Origin of the sequence: Paraburkholderia sp. UCT2, from assembly GCF_014397665.1 — a bacterium.
Taxonomy (GTDB): Bacteria; Pseudomonadota; Gammaproteobacteria; order Burkholderiales; family Burkholderiaceae; genus Paraburkholderia; species Paraburkholderia tuberum.
In genome coordinates this window covers 43,409-61,542 of sequence record NZ_VZQO01000012.1, presented here as the reverse complement: position 1 = coordinate 61,542, position 18,134 = coordinate 43,409, and the positions used below count along the sequence as shown (strand labels likewise).

The following is an 18,134-nucleotide window of genomic DNA, read 5'->3' as shown; positions in this document are numbered from 1 at the left end:
TCTCGCAGCAAGACTGCGCGGGACGAAAAGCGTCGGAAATCGGAATATACGCGACGAATCAAGGAAATAGCAAATAAAACCTAATGATCAGCCCCCGATTATCAAATTGGTGCAGTGCGGGTGTTTTTTATTGGTGCCACATCAACTTGGGGCAAAAGAAAACGGCATCCGACGTGCCGTCTTCATGCAGTCCCTTGATGCAAAACACTTTAATCGGATTTAAAGCGGCTCTATCGGCGCCGCCGGGGTATCGCCCTGCCGCCGCCTCACTGCGTATGCGGCGTCTCGCGCACCTTGCGTGGCCGGCCACGCGGTAGGGGTGACACACGTCGGTTGGCGGCGCGCGCCGCCCATTCGCGGTACGTGTCGCTGCCGAGCACCCAGCCCTTCAGCGTGGCTTGCTGGAGCTGACTTGCCTCGCGCTCGTCGAGCGGCTGCTCGCACAGTTCGCGATAAGCACGCTGTCGCTCGAACGGCGTATTGCCGAGCGACCAGTAAAGGGGGTGATCCGTGATCAGACTGTCGAGGGTAAGGCCGATGTGATGACGGTAGCTCGACCAGCGATAATCCTCGGCCGCGTTGACCAGTTGCAAGCGCACCGGACACATTTCCACGACCCGGCTCGCAAGCAGGAAGTAGCGCTCACCCTCGATCACGGTGGCCCGGTAACGGCCTTCCCACAAGGTGCCGCGACGCGCATAGCGCCGGTTGAAGTGCGCGACATAGCGCCGCCCGACGGCCTGCATCGCCTTGGGCAGGCTCGACTCCTCGGTGGGCGTGACGAGCAGTTGCACGGCGCCCGGCATCAAGGCGTAAGCGTGGATCGAAAGGTGATGGTCCCGGGAGGCCGCCTTCAGACAGTCGATGAAAAGCTCGTAGTCCTGGTCGTCGACGAAGGCGGGCTGCTGGTCGAGCCCGCGGAGGATGACGTGCTGCGGCTGGTCGGGGACATAAAGACGTGCAAGCCGTGCCATGCTGGAGTGTCCAATAGTCGCGTTGGTATATACCCGAAGGTCCGAAGAGCCGCATGGGCGCAAGGTTCGGCGCCATGCGGCCAAGCCAGAAACCACGTGGTGCTTAGGGAGAAAACTCTAACCGCCGCGTATGGTTTGTTTCAAACGTTGTAGTCATAATGAGCGGGCCTTTTTTGGAGGAGCACATATGAAATTAAAACAGGCCGCAACGGGGATGGCAGTGCTAGCCTGCATGAGCACGGCAGCGCACGCACAATCGGCCGGCACCATCTACTTCTCGACGGGCTGGTTCCATCTTGCGCCCCAATCGAGCAGCGATCCACTGACCGTGACCAGCATTGGCGGTAGCCCAACCAACATCACCGAAGCCAACACCGGCGCCTCGCTGAGTTCGGCCGATACCATCGGTTTCACCGCCGGCTACTTCGTCACCGACCATATCGCAACCGAATTCGTCATTGGCGTCCCCCCTACTTTCGATCTGTTCGGCACGGGCAGCTTCGCGCAGTTCGGCAAGCTCGGGCAGGCCAAACAGTGGAGCCCGACGCTGCTGTTCAAGTACTACTTCAACGCGCCGACTGCTTCGTTCCGCCCGTATCTCGGTCTCGGTGTGAGCCGCATCTGGTTCACCGACGAACACATTTCCAACAGCGCATTCGAAGCCAACGTTCTGCATGGTCCGACCAGTGTGTCGACGGATAGTTCGTGGGAACCTGTGTTTAATGCGGGCTTCACGTACGCCTTCAATCAGCATTGGTTCGCCGGCGTGTCGATCTCGTACCTGCCGCTCAGCACGACCGCAAAGCTCACTTCGGCATCGGCCACGCCGGTCGGCACGCTGACCGTGCAATCGCAAACCAAGATCAAGCTGAACCCGATCGTCACTTACGTCAACGTCGGTTACCGTTTCTAACGCTTCGCTAGAGCGGGTAGCTTGAATTAGGGTAGTCGAATTTTCGCGACGTGGGGAACGCCGTCATCGAACCGATCACGGCGTTTGCATTTGGCGACTCTGTTGCATCGGGATGGCAGCGTCATCCGGCATCAGCGTTTGTAAATTTGACGCGAATTCGGCGCGTCCATGTGCAAAATCCGGCGACGATACGGGCACGCCCCATCCTGTCGCGAGCCGCACGCGTGCAGCGGTGCCGGCAATGCAGCGCTTGGCATCGAAGTTGCGTTTAGATGGCGTTTCCTATGCGACGACGTGATGCTGCGTCTGCGCATTGCGTGTCCGCGCGACGATGCGCGGGGCCTTTCAACTCATCGACGGAGCGACCATGACAGCACTTCCAAATACGCGAGACGCCCTCGGCGAATCCTGGACCAGCGCGAGTCGCCGCGCGCGGCGCATCGCTCGCCACAGCCGCCACGCGGCCGAAGATATCGCGGTCGAGTTGCGCACCCTGCTGTCGGAACTCGAATCGACCTTGGCCGACGGCACGCAGGCCGACGCCGTGGCCCTGCGCGGCAGGCTGCGCAAACAGTTGGACGCCGCGCGCGAGCGGCTGAACGACACGCGCGACGCGATGCGCGATCGGGCGGGCGTCGCGATCTCGGACGCCGATCACTACGTGCATGAAAATCCGTGGCAGACGATTGCGATCGTCGGCGGGCTTGCGCTGGTGGCGGGGGCGCTGTTCGCGTCCCGTTCGCGATGACGCTGGCTTGCGCGGTTTGACGGTGCTGGCAAGGGGGCGCGACGGCCGCTTCGATGCGGCAACGCTGAACGTACACCCCTTGCCGCGCCCAGCCGCTAGCGGCTAGTTATCGTCGATCACGAACAGCCGCCGATACTCCTTCAGCGCGTAACGATCGGTCATCCCCGCGATGTAATGCGCGATCAAACGCGGCTGACGCGTCGCATCGGCCGACTGATAGTCCGGCGGCAGCAGCCGCGGGTCGTCGGTGAACGCGTCGAACAGGCCGACCACGACGCGGCGTGCCTTGTTGGCCATGCGCATCACGCGATAGTGACGGTACATGTTTCTGAACAGGAAGCGCTTGAGCGCCGCGGCCTGCGCGGCGATCGCATCACTGTGCGCGACGAGCGGGGGCGCCGCGCGCACGTCGTCGAGTGACGCCGGCGCGTAGCGCGCGAGATTGGCCCGCGTCGTTTCGATCAGATCGACGATCAGCGTATTGATCACGCGCCGCACCGTCTCGTGAATCAGCCGACGCCCCTCGATCTGCGGATAGTCGCCGCGCGCCGCCTCGCAATGCGTCTGCCAGAGTTCCACTTCGGCGAGCTGCTCGAGCGACAGCAGACCGGAGCGCAGACCGTCGTCGACGTCGTGATTGTTGTAAGCGATTTCGTCGGCGACGTTGGCGATCTGCGCTTCGAGCGACGGTTGCCGCCCTTCGAGAAAGCGCTCGCCCAATGTCCCGAGCCGGCGCGCGTTGTCGCGCGAGCAATGCTTGAGAATGCCCTCGCGCGTCTCGAAGCACAGGTTCAACCCATTGAACGCTCCGTAGTGCTCTTCAAGTTCGTCGACGACCGTGAGGCTCTGCAGGTTGTGCTCGAAGCCGCCATGCTCGCGCATGCATTCGTTCAACGCATCCTGGCCGGCATGGCCGAACGGCGTATGGCCGAGATCGTGCGCCAGCGAAATCGCTTCGACGAGATCTTCATTGACGCGCAGGTTGCGCGCAACCGAGCGCGCGATCTGTGCAACTTCGAGGCTATGGGTGAGGCGCGTGCGAAACAGGTCGCCCTCGTGGTTGACGAATACCTGAGTCTTGTATTCGAGCCGCCGGAATGCGGTCGAGTGGACGATGCGGTCGCGGTCGCGCTGAAACTCGGTACGCGCGCTCGGCGCGGTTTCCGCATAGCGACGCCCACGCGACTGGCTCGAATGCGCCGCGTACGGCGCGAGATGCGCTTCGAGCGCCTGCTGGGTCGGCGCGGGGACGGCGGGTGTGGCAACCGCGGCAGCGGCATCCCCGGTGCTGACCGTGGCGGTGATGACGCCGTTCCCGGCGCCAGCGCGCGCGCTCGTCGTGTCATGCTGGATATCGTCGCTGCGCCTGTCAGTCACCGGGTCCTCCGAAACATGGGCGGCGCCTCGTGACGCGGGTGCGTGAAGCGTGGCTGCAGGGCCGTGTTGAATCTAGACGGCGGCGGCCAGCGTCGCATGCACGTCGGCGTCGGGCGCGCGGGTGATCAGTGTCTCACCGAAACGCTTCAGCAGAATGAACTTGATCGCGCCGGCTTCCGCCTTCTTGTCGATCTGCATCAGCTCGATGTAACGATCCGCGCCGAGCGCGGGAGCACGAGTGGGCAGATGCGCGGCAAGCACGACGTCGACGAGCCGCTTGCGCGACGCTTCATCGAGATGGCCGAGCCTCACCGACAGATCCGCCGCCATCACCATTCCGCAGCCGACCGCCTCGCCGTGCAGCCACTCGCCATAGCCGAGTCCGGCTTCGATCGCGTGGCCGAACGTGTGACCGAAGTTGAGGATCGCGCGCAGACCACCTTCGCGCTCGTCCTGCGCCACCACCGACGCCTTGATCTCGCACGAGCGTTTGACTGCCTCGGTCAACGCCGCCGGTTCGCAGCGGTTCAAAGCCTCGATATTGGCCTCGATCCAGCTGAAGAATCCGGCGTCGGCGATTGCGCCGGTCTTGATGACCTCGGCGATGCCCGCCGCGAGTTCGCGTTCGGGCAACGTACGCAATGCGCCGATGTCAGCGATCACCGCCCGAGGCTGGTAGAACGCGCCGATCATATTCTTGCCCAGCGGATGATTGATGCCGGTCTTGCCGCCGACCGACGAATCCACCTGCGACAGCAACGTGGTCGGCACCTGGATGAACGGCACGCCGCGCATGTAGCAGGCGGCGGCAAACCCGGTCATGTCGCCGATCACACCGCCACCGAGCGCGATCAGCGTGGTCTTGCGGTCGGCGCGCGAGCCGAGCAGCGCGTCGAAGATCAGGTTCAGCGTCTGCAGATTCTTGTGTGCTTCGCCGTCCGGCAAAACCACCGTGGACACCTGCTTGTTCAGCGGCGCAAGCGCTGCGCGCAGCTTGTCGCCGTAGAGCGGATCGACGGTGCTATTGGTGACGATCGTGACCGAGTTGCCGGCGATATGCGGCGCGAACAGCGCGGTCTGGCCGATCAGGCCGGCACCGATATGGATGGGGTAGGCGCGCTCGCCCAGTTCGACGTTGACGGTAATCATACGGTCCATTATGAAGCAGGATGTTTGGCGACGCCGGCCATCTCGAGCTGCATCAGAACCATGTTGACGAGTCCGTTGACCGAGGGCCGGCCGGTTTCGATCACGAAGTGCGCGCATTCGCGGTACAGCGGGTCGCGCACTTCATAGAGCGCTTCGAGGCGCGCCTTGGGGTCTTCCGTTTGCAGCAGCGGGCGATTCTTGTCGCGCCGCGTGCGCAGCCACAGGTCATGCGGATTGGCGCGCAGATAGATCACGAGGCCACGGCTTTTCAACGCTTCGCGGTTTTCCGGCCGCAGGACTGCACCGCCGCCGGTCGCGAGCACGATATTGTCGCGCCCGGTCAGCTCGGAGATCACGCTCGCTTCGCGATCGCGAAAGCCCGCTTCGCCCTCGAGCTCGAAGATCACGGGAATGCGCGCGCCCGTGCGCGCCTCGATTTCATGGTCGGAATCGAAGAACGGGCGCTCGAGACGGCGCGCAACCGCCCGACCCACAGTGGTTTTTCCTGCCCCCATGAGCCCTACGAAAAAAACATTGGCGTGTGCGTCCCGCGCTTGCAACGGTGTCCTCTGGCTAATCCGGTGTAGTTCGTGCCGCAGCTTACTGGCAAAGCGGCTGCCTTGTCGAGCCTGCGCGCCGCCGGCGGACGGCGGTGCATGCGTGCCCTATATGCCCTAATTTTCCCGCACCACGCTTTCCCGCACCACGCGCGGCGTGATGAAAACCGCCAGTTCGCTACGCGTGTCGCGATGAGTCCGATGGCGGAACAATGCGCCCAGAACCGGTATTTTGCCGAGGAGGGGCACCCGCTCGACGTCGTCACGGTCGTCGGTCTCGTAAATTCCGCCGATCGACACCGTACCGCCATCCTCGACCTCGACGCGCGTTTGCACGTGCTTGGTGTTGATCGCGGGCCCGGCGTCGGTCTGCTCGCCGACGCTGTCCTTCGCGACGTCGAGATCGAGCACCACGCGGCCATCCGGCATGATCTGCGGCTCGACCTCCAGTTTGAGCGTCGCCCGGCGAAACTGCACGCCCGATACGCCCTGGCCGACCTTCGCCTGATACGGCAGCTCGGTGCCCTGCTCGACGATCGCCTTCATCCGGTCCGCGGTGACGACCCGTGGGCTCGACACGATTTTCCCATGCCCTTCGGACTCGAGCGCCGAGAGTTCGATATTCAGCAGCCGGGTCGCGTGAGCCGCGAACAGCGTGAGGCCGGCGGTCGCGGCATCGAATCCGGAGATCGGTCGGGCCGACAGATCGTACACGGAGCCGTCCGTTCCACCCGTCAGCCCTCTCGACGTACCATCCGCGCTGGTGCCGGCGAGCGACAGCCGAACCCCGAGATTGCGCGAAAAGCCCTGGTCGCCTTCGACGATCTGAGCCTCGATCAGCACCTGGCGAGTCGGCCGGTCGACGGAAGCGATCAGCGCCGCGATCTGCTCGAGCCGCCCCGCGAGATCGGTGACGAACAGCAGGTTGGTGCGCGGATCAGCGGTGACGGCGCCACGTTTGGACAGCACGCGCTGCGTGCCGGAACCGGTCAGCAGGCGACGCACGTCCTCGGCGTGCGCGTAGTGCAGCTCGAACGTGCGGCTCGCGAGCGGCTCGAGGTCCGCGGCGCGCGCGTGGGCTTCGAAGCGCTGACGTTCGCGCGCGGCGAGCTCGGCGGCAGGCGCGACCCAGATTACGTTGCCGTGGCGCTCCATCGCCAGATTGTTGACGTCGAGCAAGGTGTCGAACGCGGTGCGCCACGGCACCTTGTCGAGACGTATCGACACGGCGCCGCGCACTTTGTCGCTGGCGACGATGTTCAGGCCGGTGAACTCGGCGAACGCTTTCAGGACCGCGCCAAGTTGCGCACGCTGAAAGTTCAGCGAGATCGGCTCGTTGCCCGCGGGAAGGCCCGAGTCCGCACTCGCCGATGCGTCGGCGAGGCGCGGCCGCGGCGGCAGCGGGACCGGCGGGCCTTCGAGACCAGGCGTGCCGGCACTGTCGTCGCGAGCCGGGGTGGCGGGTTGTCGTGCCGAAGGCGGCGGCATCGGGCCGTTGGCGACGTCGTCCGGGGAGGCGTCGGGCGCTATCGCGGAACGCGCGGCCGGCTGGAGCGTGTCCGGCTCCTGGGCCGCGCCTGGCGTGGAAACGTCGCCGAACGGATTGGCCGCCTGGCCGATGCCGCCGCTCGGCAGCGGCGCCGTCTCGTAGGCGGTGTTGGCCGATACGGCCGGGTCGTCGAGCGCCGCGTAAGTCGGCAACGGCGGCAGCAGCAGTGGCGTCGCTGCCTGTGCGACGCCGGCACCCAGCGTTGCGGCGACGTAGAGCCCGAAACACCGTCCGGAGACGACGCGGACCTCGCGTCCGACACCCAGCGTCGCGACGCTCCATCGCTTGAGCGGGCGCATCATGACGTCTCCGTCAGCGTCAGCGTGCGCGTCGCGCCGCCGTTCGCGAGCGTAATGCCAAGCGCGTCGAGCTGTGTGACCCGCTCGACGCCCAGTCGTTGCCCGGCCGCGACCGTCGTCGTGCCGTCTGGCGTGTCGAGCAGCGCGAGCCCGCGGGTACGATCGCGCAGCAAACCGACAAGGCGCAACTCAGAAGCATCGCCCAGCTCGCCGCTCGCGGAGATCTGCGACTTCGCAAACGGATCGAAGAACACGAGGCCTTCGTCGTCATCGTCGGCAGCCTCGTCGGCGTCAGGGCTCGCCTCGGCGCTCGCAGCCGGGGTGTCGGGCACAGGTCGCAGCGCGGCGTACACCTGCAGCGTCGCGGCCACCGCGAGCCCTTTGCCGTCCTGCTTGACGGTCACGTCGACGGGAACGATCAGCACCGGCAGTTGCGCGAGCCCGTGGAAAACGCCATCAGGTGAACGAAGTCGGTGCGCGCGGTGAGCTGCAGCACGCGCATCCGCTCGACGCCCTCGCCGCTCGCCGCGCCCGGTTCCACCGCAAGCAGCGCGACGCCGCTTTGCGTGGCCAGTTCGGAGACGATGCGCACGTCGTCGGCGGAGTTCCACGACACGGCGCTCGACGCCGTGGCCGGCATCGCCGCGGCTGCACGGCGCAGCGACGGCAGCTGTGCGAGCGTGTGCCGCGCCTCCGCGAGACGCTGCGTGCTGAGCGCGAGCGCCGCGCGGCTCGCTTCCAGTCCGGCGAGATCAGCCGCGTTCCAGCCGTACGCGCCGACGCCGAACACGAGCGCGGCAAGCGTCGCCGCGACGAGCCAGCGACGGCGCCGGCTCCACGCCTCGAGCGGCACACGCGCCCGCTTGACCCAGCGCGAAAAACCCGCGGACCCATGCGCCGCACCACCCGCCTCGAAAAAGGTCGTGCTCATCGCGCACCTCCCGTTCGTGCGGCCTTCAGGGCGCGTGCCGGCTTGTGCGGCGGATCGCCCCAGCGCAGGCGCGCATCGAACTCCACGGGTCCGCCTATCGCCTGTTCCGTCGACGCGCCGCCCTTCCCCGTCGGCCGATGCAGATCGCGCATCTCCGCGCCCTGCACGCCGTGGATCGCGCCGAGCCGCTTGAGCCACTCAGCCGACGCGCTATGGCCACTCGAAGTCGCCAGCAATTCAGTCTCGTACTCGCGCTGGCGCAACTGCCGCAACACGACGCGATCGCCGGGTTCGAAGCTCAGCGCGTCGAGCAGATCGCGCAGATGTGCGAGCGGCCTCGCGAGACTCGCGGCGCGCGCCGCGGCTTCGCGCTCATCCTGTTCGGCCCGCGACAGCTTCGCGTGCTCCGCGAGCGGCACGGCGAGCGGAGTCAGCGCCTGCCCGGCCGCCGCGCGCCGCGCATCGAGCCGCGCTGCGGCGAAGCTCTGCCAACCGGCGACGAGCAACACACCCGCGGCACCGACACAAGCGGCCACAGCCCAGTCGCGCATACAGCGGCGCCGCGCGAGTCGCGCGTTGCGTTGGCGATACGGCAGCAGATTGAAGCCGCCCAGCCACGGTACAGCGGCGCGCTGATCCGCACTCGCGGCGACGCCGGACGAAAACGACAGAACGGCCCTCATTCCAGCACCCCGCGCAACGCGAGCCCAAACGCGACCGCGCCAGCCGGCTCGTGCAGCAAGGCGTCGTCGAGCGGCCGCGCGTGGCTGCCGAGCAGCGCACATTCGAACGGCAGCGCCGAGCAGCCGAGCACGTCGCCAATATCGGCGAGTGAAAAGCCGACGCCGTCGAGCAGATCGATTTCGCCGCCAATCAGCGCGCAGTCGAACTCCGGCCCGTGCGTGAGATCGCGCAACGCGTCGGCGAGATCGGCATGCTCGGGCGCCGGGTAGCGCATCTCGCCGACGCTCGCGCCATCGACGACGCTCCAGCCGTACACGCCGTCCGTACCGACCCACACCGCCGCGTACGGCTCGTTCGGGTCGAGCTCGCGACTGGCCGCGTGGCGCAGCGCGCGCAATGCCGCGTGCGGTTCGCCATCGATCGCGGACAGCGAAATCCCTGCGGTCGCGGCGCATTCGATCCGCGCTTCGAGATGCTGACGCGCGGTCGCGGCGATCTTCACCGAGCGCACCGGCGACGGCGTCTCGTCGACGTACCAGTCGACCGCGAGCGCATGACGCTCGAGGCCGGCGATGCGCTCCGCCTCTCCCATCACCGCGGGCGCAAGTCCGGCGAGCGCAACGCCGCCGTCCTCCGCCTCGCAGTCGCTCTGAGCGGCGAGCCGCGCGAGCGGCACTGTCGTCGTCAGCGTGGCCGACGAAGGCACGGCCATCGCGCAGCGCAGCGCGTGCGTCGCGCATACGCGCGGCAAACCGGCGAACGCATCGCGCAACGCCCGCGCGACGGCCTGCCGATCGACGATCTCGGCGCCCGCCATGGTGCCGGCCGCGAACGGCACCGTGCTCATATGTTCGAGATGCAGCGCACCCCGGGCGCGTTGACTCACCACGACGAGACGCACGTTTTGCGAACCGACATCGATGCCGGCGGCGAAACGCTGCCGGCCCTCCCGCACCGCCTGAAGCCACGAATTTTTATAGGCCATACCGCCCTCCCTCTGACTCACGCGACGAACCATTCGAACGCGAGTAACGAGGGATCATTGTCGGCAGACGCACGTCCTAACGACATTCAGCCGAATGGCTAACGCGGATGCGAAGCCGCCCCGAGCGACATCAAAGCGACTACAGTTGGGACCACGGCGAAGTCATTCCCGCGCCGCCTGGCGTGTGCCGATTGCACGTTATTCGTAAGCTTGTCGAAAGCAGAAAAACCCTGGCGGCTATAATCGCGGGACTGTTTTTCCGGTACTCCTATGCAAGCCACGTCTCCTGCGTCCCCACCGCCCGCGCCGAAAAAGCGCAAACGTCCGTTATGGCTGAAGCTGATCCTTGGCTTTGTCGGGTTGATCGTGGCGGGCATCGTATGCGTGGCGCTGGTGCTCGGCTATGCGCTCGTCGTCGCGACGCCAAACCTGCCGTCACTCGATGCATTGACCGACTATCAGCCCAAAGTGCCGCTGCGAATCTATACGGCCGATCACGTGCTGATCGGCGAATTCGGCGCGGAGCGGCGCGACATCGTGCACATCCAGGACGTGCCCGACAGCCTGAAGAAAGCGATCCTCGCGATCGAGGACGCGCGCTTCTATGAGCACGGTGGCGTCGACCTCACCGGCATCGCGCGAGCCGGCTTCGTCGCGCTGACCAACGGTCATGCGACGCAAGGCGCGAGCACGATCACGATGCAGGTCGCGCGCAACTTCTTTCTGTCCAGCGAGAAGACGTACACGCGCAAGATCTACGAGATGCTGCTCGCGTACAAGATCGAGTCGAAGCTGAGCAAGGATCAGATTCTCGAGGTGTACATGAATCAGATCTATCTCGGTCAGCGCGCGTACGGTTTCGCGAGTGCCGCGCGCGTGTACTTCGGCAAGGATCTGAAGGACCTGACGCTCGCCGAATCGGCGATGCTCGCCGGTCTGCCGAAGGCGCCCTCCGCGTATAACCCGGTCGTCAATCCGAAGCGTGCGAAGGTGCGCCAGGAGTACATCCTGCAGCGCATGTACGAATTGCACTACATCACTCAGGAACAGTACGACGAGGCGAGCCGGCAGCGGCTCGTCGTGAAGGGCATGGGCAAGGAGTACAGCGTACACGCGGAATACGTCGCGGAAATGGTGCGGCAGATGATGTACGCGCAGTATCGCGAGGAAGCCTACACGCGCGGCCTGAACGTCGTGACCACGATCGACTCGGCCGATCAGGACGTCGCCTACCACGCGGTGCGCAAAGGCTTGATGGACTACGAGCGCCGTCACGGCTATCGCGGCCCGGAGGCGTTCATCGATCTGCCGGCCGACGCCGACGAGCGCGAGCAGGCCATCGACGACGCGCTGCTCGAACATCCCGACAATGGCGAAATCATCGCGGCCGTCGTCACGGCGGCGAGCCCGAAGCAGGTCCAGGCGGCGTTCATCGACGGCAATGTCGCGACCATTCAGGGCGACGGCCTGCGCTATGCGCAGTTCGCGCTCGGCCCGCGCGCGCAGCCGAATCAGCGCATCCGGCCCGGCGCGATCGTGCGGCTCGTGAAGAACGACGAGGGCGACTGGTCGATCACGCAATTGCCCCAGGTGGAAGGCGCGTTCATCTCGCTGGTGCCGCAGGACGGTGCGATCCGCTCGCTGGTCGGCGGCTTCGACTTCAACAAGAACAAGTTCAATCACGTGACGCAGGCGTGGCGTCAGCCGGGCTCCAGCTTCAAGCCGTTCATCTATTCGGCGTCGCTCGAAAAGGGCCTCGGGCCCGCCACGATCATCAACGACGCGCCGCTCTTCTTCAGCGCCGCCGAAACCGGCGGCCAGGCGTGGGAGCCGAAAAACTACGGCGGCGGCTTCGACGGTCCGATGACGATGCGCACCGCGCTGCAGAAATCGAAGAACCTCGTGTCGATCCGCATCCTTAACCAGATCGGCCCGAAGTACGCGCAGCAATACATCACGCGGTTTGGCTTCGACGCGGACCGCCATCCCGCCTATCTGCCGATGGCGCTCGGCGCGGGCCTCGTGACGCCGCTGCAAATGGCCGGCGCGTTCTCGGTGTTCGCCAACGGCGGCTACCGGATCAATCCGTATCTGATCGCGGAGGTCACCGATCAGCGCGGCATCGTCGTCGCGCACGCGCAGCCGCTCGTGGCCGGGCAAAGCGCGCCGTTCGCGATCCAACCGCGCAACGCCTACGTGATGAACAGCCTGCTGCAAAGCGTCGCGCAGCACGGCACCGGGGCGAAGAGCAACGTGCTCAAGCGCACCGATCTCGCCGGCAAGACCGGCACGACCAACGATTCCCGTGACGCGTGGTTCGCCGGCTATCAGCACACGCTCACCGCGATCGCGTGGATCGGCTACGACAACCCGCGCAGCCTCGGCGACAAGGAAACCGGCGGCGGCCTGGCGCTGCCGGTGTGGATCGAGTACATGGGACGCGCGCTGAAGGGGGTGCCCGAGTACAAGATGCCACGCCCCGACGACGTCAGCGAAATCGGCTCGGAGCTTTATTTCGACGAGTTCACGCCGGGCCACGGTTTCATCGCGACGGTCGGCGTCAGTCAGGCGACGCTCGATGCGGAGGCGAGCGCGGCAGCCGCCGCTCCGGAACAGGTCGGCGAACAGGAAAAGCAGGACATCATGAATCTGTTCCGCGGGCACTGAGGCTGCGTCGATGTCCCGCTAGAAAAGAAAAAACCGCCGCGTTCGTTACGCGGCGGTTTTGTTTTGAGAGCGTCTCGCGCTTATTACACCGCGCTCATAGCGCGGCGATCCGCACCGGCTCGCCAGCCTGCTGCGTCGCATACTGCGACAGCGCCGCGAAAAACTCCGCGCCGCTGCGCGTGTCGCGCCATTCACCGTCGACGAAACGGAAGTGGAAACCGCCGGCCTTCGCCGCGATCCAGATCTCGCTCATCGGCGGCTGAAGGTTGACGATGATCTTCGTGCGGTTCTCGAATTCGAGCGTCAAAACGTTGCCGCTGCGCTCGAGCTCGATGTCGGCGTCGATGTCGTCGAGCGCGCTCTCGATGGCGGCCAGCACGGCTTCCGCACGGGTCAGGTAATCACTATCGGACATGCTAAACTCCATCGATTATTCATTCAGGGACAGTCATGCGAGTCGTAACTCGGATGCGCGCGGCAGCGCCCGGCCGCGCGATTGTAGCGGTTTTAGTCATTCTCGCAGGTTGTGCGCTTACCGGCTGCGGCCAACGCGGTGCACTCTATCTGCCGACCGTACCGCCGATGCCTGCCCCGCCGGCTCACCGCACGCAAACGCCATCGACCGATCGAAGCCAACCGGCTAGCGGCAGCGCGGCCGACACGGGTTCGATCCCGGACACCTCGGGCACGCCGCTCACGCTCGCCCCCGAAGACCAGCTCGCGGCGCCGCCCGCTTCGGCGGCATCGGCTCCCGCAGTGCCGCTGCCCGCCTCTGCCGTCCCTTCCGTTCAATAAGACTTTCGCATGACTCGATCCGCATTTGACTACGTCGACGGCGTATTGCACGCCGAAGGCGTGTCCGCCGTTTCCCTCGCCGAGCAGTTCGGCACGCCGCTCTACGTCTATTCACGCGCCGCGCTCACCGCTGCGTGGAACGCCTATGCGGGCGCCTGCGCGGGGCGTCGCGCGAGCGTGCACGTGGCCGTCAAGGCCAACAGCAATCTCGCGGTGCTGAATGTGTTCGCGCGCCTCGGCGCGGGCTTCGACATCGTGTCGGGCGGCGAGCTCGCGCGCGTGCTCGCGGCTGGCGGCAAAGCGGAAAACACCGTGTTTTCAGGCGTCGGCAAGCAGGCAAGCGAAATGCGCGACGCGCTCGCGGCGGGCGTCAAATGCTTCAACGTCGAATCGATTCCCGAACTCGACCGCCTCAACGCGGTGGCGGGCGAGATGGGCAAGAAAGCGCCGGTGTCGCTGCGCGTGAATCCCGATGTCGATGCGAAAACGCATCCGTACATTTCCACCGGACTCAAGACCAACAAGTTCGGCGTCGCGTTCGAAGATGCGCGTGCCACCTACCAGGCGGCCGCGGCGATGTCGAATCTCGAGGTGATCGGCATCGACTGCCATATTGGCTCGCAGATCACCGAAGTCGCGCCCTATCTCGACGCGATCGACAAGGTGCTGGAACTCGTCGAGCAGATCGAGCAGGACGGCGTGTCGATTCGCCATATCGACGTCGGCGGCGGTCTCGGCATCACCTATGACGACGAAACGCCGCCGGAAATCGGTGAGTTCGTGCGCACGGTGCTCGATCGCATCGAAGCGCGCGGCCACGGTCACCGCGAAGTCTATTTCGAGCCGGGCCGCTCGCTGGTCGGCAATGCGGGCGTGCTGCTCACACGTCTCGAGTTTCTGAAGCCGGGCGAGGACAAGAACTTCGCGATCGTCGACGCGGCGATGACCGATCTCGCGCGCCCCGCGATGTACGACGCCTATCATGCCATCGAGCCGGTCGTGAAGCGCGACGTCCCCGCGCATGTGTACGACGTGGTCGGCCCGGTCTGCGAAAGCGGCGACTGGCTCGGCCGCGAGCGGCTGCTCGCGGTCGAACCCGGCGATCTGCTCGCGATCCGCTCGGCCGGCGCGTACGGCTTCGTGATGAGCTCGAACTACAACACCCGTGCGCGCGCCGCCGAGGTGATGGTGGATGGTACACAGGCGCATGTGGTTCGCGCGCGCGAAGAGGTCAAGCAGCTGTTTGCGGATGAAACGATACTGCCGGCGTAAACGTCAGTACCTGCAGCAGAGCGCGAAGGTCGAGCGCAGCAACGAAAATGGCGATGCCACGGTGGCATCGCCATTTTTATTTGAAACAGCGTGACGCCAATAAACTCGCCATCATCGTCGGCGCGTTCCCATCCTCCGCTCACGTATCCACACCACCAGCCGCCATCCCAGCAACGCGATCATCACCGCGCCGTAGATCTTCGGCAGCAGCAGGTCGTGCTTGCCCGCCTTCATCCACCAGAAATGCAGGATCGCGAGCACGCCGATCGCATAGATCGCGCGATGCAGCGTCTGCCAGCGACGTCCGAGCTTGCGCACCATCGCGCGCGGCGACGTGACCGCAAGCGCGATCAGCAGCACGAACGCGGCGAAGCCCACCGTGATGAACGGCCGCTTGCCAATATCCTTCAGAATCTCCGCAACATCGAACCACTTGTCGAACCACAGGTACGTGGTGAAATGCAGCGTCGCGTAGAAGAACGTGTAGAGCCCGAGCATGCGGCGGAAACGCACGAACGCGGCGACGCCGGTCAGACGGCGTAGCGGCGTCACCGCAAGCGTGATGCACAGGAACACGAGCGTCCACAGGCCGGTCGAGCGTGTGATGAATTCAATCGGATTCGCGCCGAGCCGGTCGGTCAGGCCGAACAGCACGAGGCGCGCGAGAGGATAGAGCGCCGCGATGAAGACTGCGACTTTGGTGGGCACGACCCAGCGCGCGCCGCCGGTGGAACGCGGCTTCACCGCCGACCCCGACGACGTCCGCCGCGTCGCAGGCTCGGTGCGGGTGACAGTTTGCGTATCGGAAACCATCGCGCTCGCCCTAGAAGTTCTTCTTCAGGTCCATGCCCTGATAGAGCGACGCGACCTGATCGCCGTAACCGTTGAACATCAGCGTCTTGCGTTTCGGCGTGAAAAAACCGTCTTCGCCGATGCGCCGTTCAGTGGCTTGACTCCAGCGCGGATGATCGACATTCGGATTCACGTTCGAATAAAACCCATATTCGTTCGACGCGTACGTGTTCCAGCTCGTCGGCGGCTGCTTCTCGACGAAGCGGATTTTCACGAGCGACTTCGCGCTCTTGAAGCCGTACTTCCACGGCACCACGACGCGCACCGGCGCGCCGTTCTGATTCGGCAGCACCTGGCCGTAGAGGCCCATCGTCAGTAGCGTCAGCGGATGCATCGCCTCGTCCATCCGCAGGCCTTCGGAGTACGGCCAATCGAGTATGGGTGCCGACAACCCTGGCATCTGCGACGGATCGGCGAGCGTGATGAACTGCACGTACTTTGCATTGCCGGTCGGTTCGACGCGTTTGATCAGCTCCGACAGCGAGACGCCGATCCACGGCACCACGATCGACCAACCTTCGACGCAGCGATGCCGGTACACACGCTCCTCGAGCGGCGCGAGCTTCAGCAGATCGTCGATGTCGTACACCTTCGGATTCTTGATCTCGCCCTCGACGCTCACCTTCCACGGATGCGGCCGCAACGTGCCCGCGCGCTGCGAGGGGTCGGATTTATCGGTGCCGAACTCGTAGAAATTGTTGTAGGTTGTGATGTCCTTGTACGGCGTGACCTTGTCGAGCGCGACGAACCTGGTGTTGGTTTTCGCCGCGAGCTTCTGCGCCTTCGGATCGGGCGACGAGTAGGTCGCGAGCGCCTCGCCGCTCACGCCGAGCAGGCTGCCAAGCGCCATCGCGCCCGCCGCCTGCAGGATGAGTCGCCGGTTCTCGAACACATGCCGCGGCGCGATTTCGCTGCGCGCGATGTCATCGCCGGTCAGTTGAATTCTGTCGCTTCGCTTGATCCACATCGTGCTACTCCTTGCCGGCCCGCCGCGTCGCGCGCGTTGCGGAGCCTTATTGATGATCGCCCCTTTGGGGGCGTCTGTCATCCGCGGGTAGTTGCTCAGGTGCTCGACTGGCGAACACCGGGGAGCAACGAATATTCCATCGGCCATAAAAAAACCGCCGGTGCGAAAGCACGCGGCGGTTCTTAGTCGGTTCAGCGCGGCGGATCTTACAGCTTGCCGTAGCTATGCAAGCCCGACAGGAACATGTTCACGCCGAGGAACGCGAAGCTCGTGACCAGCAGCCCGGTCAGCGCCCACCACGCGGCGAGCGCGCCGCGCAGGCCCTTCATCATACGCATGTGCAGCCAGGCCGCGTAGTTCAGCCACACGATCAGCGCCCACGTCTCCTTCGGGTCCCAGCTCCAGTAGCCGCCCCAGGCTTGGGCGGCCCACAGCGCGCCGAGAATCGTCGCGATCGTGAAGAACGCGAAGCCGACCGCGATCGACTTGTACATCACGTCGTCGAGCACGTCGAGCGCCGGCAGACGATCCGCGAGCACGCCGCGTTCCTTCGCCAGATATGCGACACCGACCATCGCCGACAGCGCGAAGCTGCCATAGCCGATGAAGTTCGCCGGCACGTGAATCTTCATCCACCAGCTTTGCAGCGCCGGCACGAGCGGCTGGATCTGCTGCGCGTCGCGCGCGACCGAGTACCACATCAGGAAGCCGACGGCTGCGCTGATCACGAGCAACACGAACGCGCCGAGCGCGCGCGTGTTGTAGTGCTGCTCGTAGTACAGATAGAACAGCGCGGTGATCAGGCTGAACAACACGAACACTTCATAGAGGTTCGAAATCGGAATATGGCCGACGTCCGCGCCGATCAGATACGACTCGTACCAGCGCACCATCATCCCGACGAAGCCCATCAGCACCGCCGCCCACGTCATCGTCGAGCCGATCGCGGCGCCGGTCGGCGAGCGCGACAGCAGCGCGATCCAGTAGAACCCGGTCGCGAATACGAAGAGCGCGCTCATCCACAGGATCGCGGACTGGCTCGACAGGAAATACTTGAGGAAGAAAGCGTTGTCGGCGCGGCTCAGATCGCCGTGGTAGATCTGGATTGCGAGCAGCGACAGCGCGGCGATTCCGACCATCAGCGGACGCACCGGCTTCCAGCGCCAGCCGAGCACGACGAAAACCGGCACCGAGCACATCAGCACCAGTTTGTCGTAGTAGTTCATGAACGGGTAATAGCGCGACAGCGCGAACCCGGCGCCCCCGACGAGCGCGAGCGCGAACAGCCAGTCGACGATACCCAGGCGTTTCAGGAACGGCCGTTCGTCGAAGTTCGGGAGTTCGGGCGTGCTGCTCGCAAACGCCTTGTCGGCGCGTGAAGCAGAAGAAGAGGAGGAAACCTGAGTCAAGTCCAT

General features: G+C 65.1%; 16 protein-coding genes and 1 pseudogene. 5 read left to right on the top strand and 12 right to left on the bottom strand.

Translation table 11 applies throughout. The features are described from left to right. Nucleotides 1-266 precede the first annotated feature (266 nt). Complete coding sequence (locus tag F6X39_RS12385; RefSeq protein WP_013090727.1) at nt 267-974, bottom strand: transposase; 708 nt, start codon at nt 972-974, stop codon at nt 267-269. Between the two features lie 187 nt (nt 975-1,161). Here F6X39_RS12385 and F6X39_RS12380 point away from each other — a divergent pair, with 187 nt between their 5' ends. Further along, nucleotides 1,162-1,887: an OmpW/AlkL family protein gene (locus tag F6X39_RS12380; protein ID WP_187616823.1), complete on the top strand. Its 726-nt coding sequence runs from the start codon at nt 1,162-1,164 to the stop codon at nt 1,885-1,887. A 367-nt stretch (nt 1,888-2,254) separates the two neighbouring features. Then, complete coding sequence (locus F6X39_RS12375; RefSeq protein ID WP_013090729.1) at nt 2,255-2,635, top strand: YqjD family protein; 381 nt, start codon at nt 2,255-2,257, stop codon at nt 2,633-2,635. 102 nt (nt 2,636-2,737) lie between these two features. On the opposite strand, the gene F6X39_RS12370 is transcribed toward F6X39_RS12375, so the two are convergent. The 7 genes and pseudogenes from F6X39_RS12370 to pilM all read right to left on the bottom strand — a co-directional run bounded on the left by F6X39_RS12370 (nt 2,738) and on the right by pilM (nt 10,166). After that, nucleotides 2,738-3,940, bottom strand: coding sequence for a deoxyguanosinetriphosphate triphosphohydrolase (locus F6X39_RS12370; protein ID WP_316251682.1), 1,203 nt, complete (start codon nt 3,938-3,940; stop codon nt 2,738-2,740). A gap of 144 nt (nt 3,941-4,084) precedes the next feature. Then, nucleotides 4,085-5,170: a 3-dehydroquinate synthase gene (aroB, locus tag F6X39_RS12365; RefSeq protein WP_187616821.1), complete on the bottom strand. Its 1,086-nt coding sequence runs from the start codon at nt 5,168-5,170 to the stop codon at nt 4,085-4,087. Beyond that, nucleotides 5,170-5,721 carry a shikimate kinase gene (locus tag F6X39_RS12360; protein WP_090802131.1) on the bottom strand — a complete coding sequence of 184 codons (552 nt, stop codon included), beginning with the start codon at nt 5,719-5,721 and terminating at the stop codon, nt 5,170-5,172. The genes aroB and F6X39_RS12360 overlap by 1 nt, the downstream gene beginning before the upstream one ends. 114 nt (nt 5,722-5,835) lie before the next feature. Then, the gene (pilQ, locus tag F6X39_RS12355; RefSeq protein ID WP_187616820.1) at nt 5,836-7,569 is read right to left on the bottom strand and encodes a type IV pilus secretin PilQ; all 1,734 of its coding nucleotides are present in this window, start codon (nt 7,567-7,569) and stop codon (nt 5,836-5,838) included. Further along, nucleotides 7,566-8,497, bottom strand: a pseudogene (locus tag F6X39_RS12350) (hypothetical protein). The gene pilQ and the pseudogene F6X39_RS12350 overlap by 4 nt, the downstream one beginning before the upstream one ends. Further along, the gene (locus F6X39_RS12345; RefSeq protein WP_187616819.1) at nt 8,494-9,180 is read right to left on the bottom strand and encodes a fimbrial assembly protein; all 687 of its coding nucleotides are present in this window, start codon (nt 9,178-9,180) and stop codon (nt 8,494-8,496) included. Before F6X39_RS12345 ends, F6X39_RS12350 begins: the two are co-directional and overlap by 4 nt. Beyond that, entirely contained in the window at nt 9,177-10,166 is a 990-nt protein-coding gene (pilM, locus tag F6X39_RS12340; protein WP_187616818.1) for a pilus assembly protein PilM, read from the bottom strand. Before pilM ends, F6X39_RS12345 begins: the two co-directional genes overlap by 4 nt. A gap of 270 nt (nt 10,167-10,436) precedes the next feature. On the opposite strand from pilM, the gene F6X39_RS12335 reads away from it, so the two are divergent. Then, nucleotides 10,437-12,833 carry a penicillin-binding protein 1A gene (locus tag F6X39_RS12335; RefSeq protein ID WP_187616817.1) on the top strand — a complete coding sequence of 799 codons (2,397 nt, stop codon included), beginning with the start codon at nt 10,437-10,439 and terminating at the stop codon, nt 12,831-12,833. A 94-nt stretch (nt 12,834-12,927) separates the two neighbouring features. Here F6X39_RS12335 and cyaY read toward each other — a convergent pair whose 3' ends face one another. Next, nucleotides 12,928-13,248 (bottom strand): iron donor protein CyaY, encoded by a 321-nt coding sequence (gene cyaY / locus F6X39_RS12330; RefSeq protein ID WP_090802140.1) that lies wholly within the window; start codon nt 13,246-13,248, stop codon nt 12,928-12,930. 35 nt (nt 13,249-13,283) lie between these two features. Here cyaY and lptM point away from each other — a divergent pair, with 35 nt between their 5' ends. Both lptM and lysA read left to right on the top strand, forming a co-directional pair. Then, nucleotides 13,284-13,628 (top strand): LPS translocon maturation chaperone LptM, encoded by a 345-nt coding sequence (lptM, locus tag F6X39_RS12325; protein WP_184035642.1) that lies wholly within the window; start codon nt 13,284-13,286, stop codon nt 13,626-13,628. A gap of 9 nt (nt 13,629-13,637) precedes the next feature. Continuing rightward, the gene (lysA, locus tag F6X39_RS12320; RefSeq protein ID WP_187616816.1) at nt 13,638-14,900 is read left to right on the top strand and encodes a diaminopimelate decarboxylase; all 1,263 of its coding nucleotides are present in this window, start codon (nt 13,638-13,640) and stop codon (nt 14,898-14,900) included. Between the two features lie 111 nt (nt 14,901-15,011). On the opposite strand, the gene msrQ is transcribed toward lysA, so the two are convergent. The 3 genes from msrQ to ccsB all read right to left on the bottom strand — a co-directional run bounded on the left by msrQ (nt 15,012) and on the right by ccsB (nt 18,134). After that, entirely contained in the window at nt 15,012-15,713 is a 702-nt protein-coding gene (gene msrQ, locus F6X39_RS12315; RefSeq protein ID WP_187616815.1) for a protein-methionine-sulfoxide reductase heme-binding subunit MsrQ, read from the bottom strand. Between the two features lie 10 nt (nt 15,714-15,723). After that, nucleotides 15,724-16,719 (bottom strand): protein-methionine-sulfoxide reductase catalytic subunit MsrP, encoded by a 996-nt coding sequence (gene msrP / locus F6X39_RS12310; protein ID WP_187616814.1) that lies wholly within the window; start codon nt 16,717-16,719, stop codon nt 15,724-15,726. 206 nt (nt 16,720-16,925) lie between these two features. Next, nucleotides 16,926-18,134, bottom strand: a complete 1,209-nt coding sequence (ccsB, locus tag F6X39_RS12305; RefSeq protein ID WP_187616813.1) for a c-type cytochrome biogenesis protein CcsB — start codon at nt 18,132-18,134, stop codon at nt 16,926-16,928.

Coding starts and splice junctions, on each gene's coding strand:
- F6X39_RS12385 (WP_013090727.1), bottom strand. CDS start 974: ATGGCACGGCTTGCACGTCTTTATGTCCCCGACCAGCCGCAGCACGTC.
- pilQ (WP_187616820.1), bottom strand. CDS start 7,569: ATGATGCGCCCGCTCAAGCGATGGAGCGTCGCGACGCTGGGTGTCGGA.
- aroB (WP_187616821.1), bottom strand. CDS start 5,170: ATGGACCGTATGATTACCGTCAACGTCGAACTGGGCGAGCGCGCCTAC.
- F6X39_RS12375 (WP_013090729.1), top strand. CDS start 2,255: ATGACAGCACTTCCAAATACGCGAGACGCCCTCGGCGAATCCTGGACC.
- lysA (WP_187616816.1), top strand. CDS start 13,638: ATGACTCGATCCGCATTTGACTACGTCGACGGCGTATTGCACGCCGAA.
- F6X39_RS12380 (WP_187616823.1), top strand. CDS start 1,162: ATGAAATTAAAACAGGCCGCAACGGGGATGGCAGTGCTAGCCTGCATG.
- msrP (WP_187616814.1), bottom strand. CDS start 16,719: ATGTGGATCAAGCGAAGCGACAGAATTCAACTGACCGGCGATGACATC.
- pilM (WP_187616818.1), bottom strand. CDS start 10,166: ATGGCCTATAAAAATTCGTGGCTTCAGGCGGTGCGGGAGGGCCGGCAG.
- msrQ (WP_187616815.1), bottom strand. CDS start 15,713: ATGGTTTCCGATACGCAAACTGTCACCCGCACCGAGCCTGCGACGCGG.
- F6X39_RS12335 (WP_187616817.1), top strand. CDS start 10,437: ATGCAAGCCACGTCTCCTGCGTCCCCACCGCCCGCGCCGAAAAAGCGC.
- F6X39_RS12345 (WP_187616819.1), bottom strand. CDS start 9,180: ATGAGGGCCGTTCTGTCGTTTTCGTCCGGCGTCGCCGCGAGTGCGGAT.
- ccsB (WP_187616813.1), bottom strand. CDS start 18,134: ATGGACTTGACTCAGGTTTCCTCCTCTTCTTCTGCTTCACGCGCCGAC.
- cyaY (WP_090802140.1), bottom strand. CDS start 13,248: ATGTCCGATAGTGATTACCTGACCCGTGCGGAAGCCGTGCTGGCCGCC.
- lptM (WP_184035642.1), top strand. CDS start 13,284: ATGCGAGTCGTAACTCGGATGCGCGCGGCAGCGCCCGGCCGCGCGATT.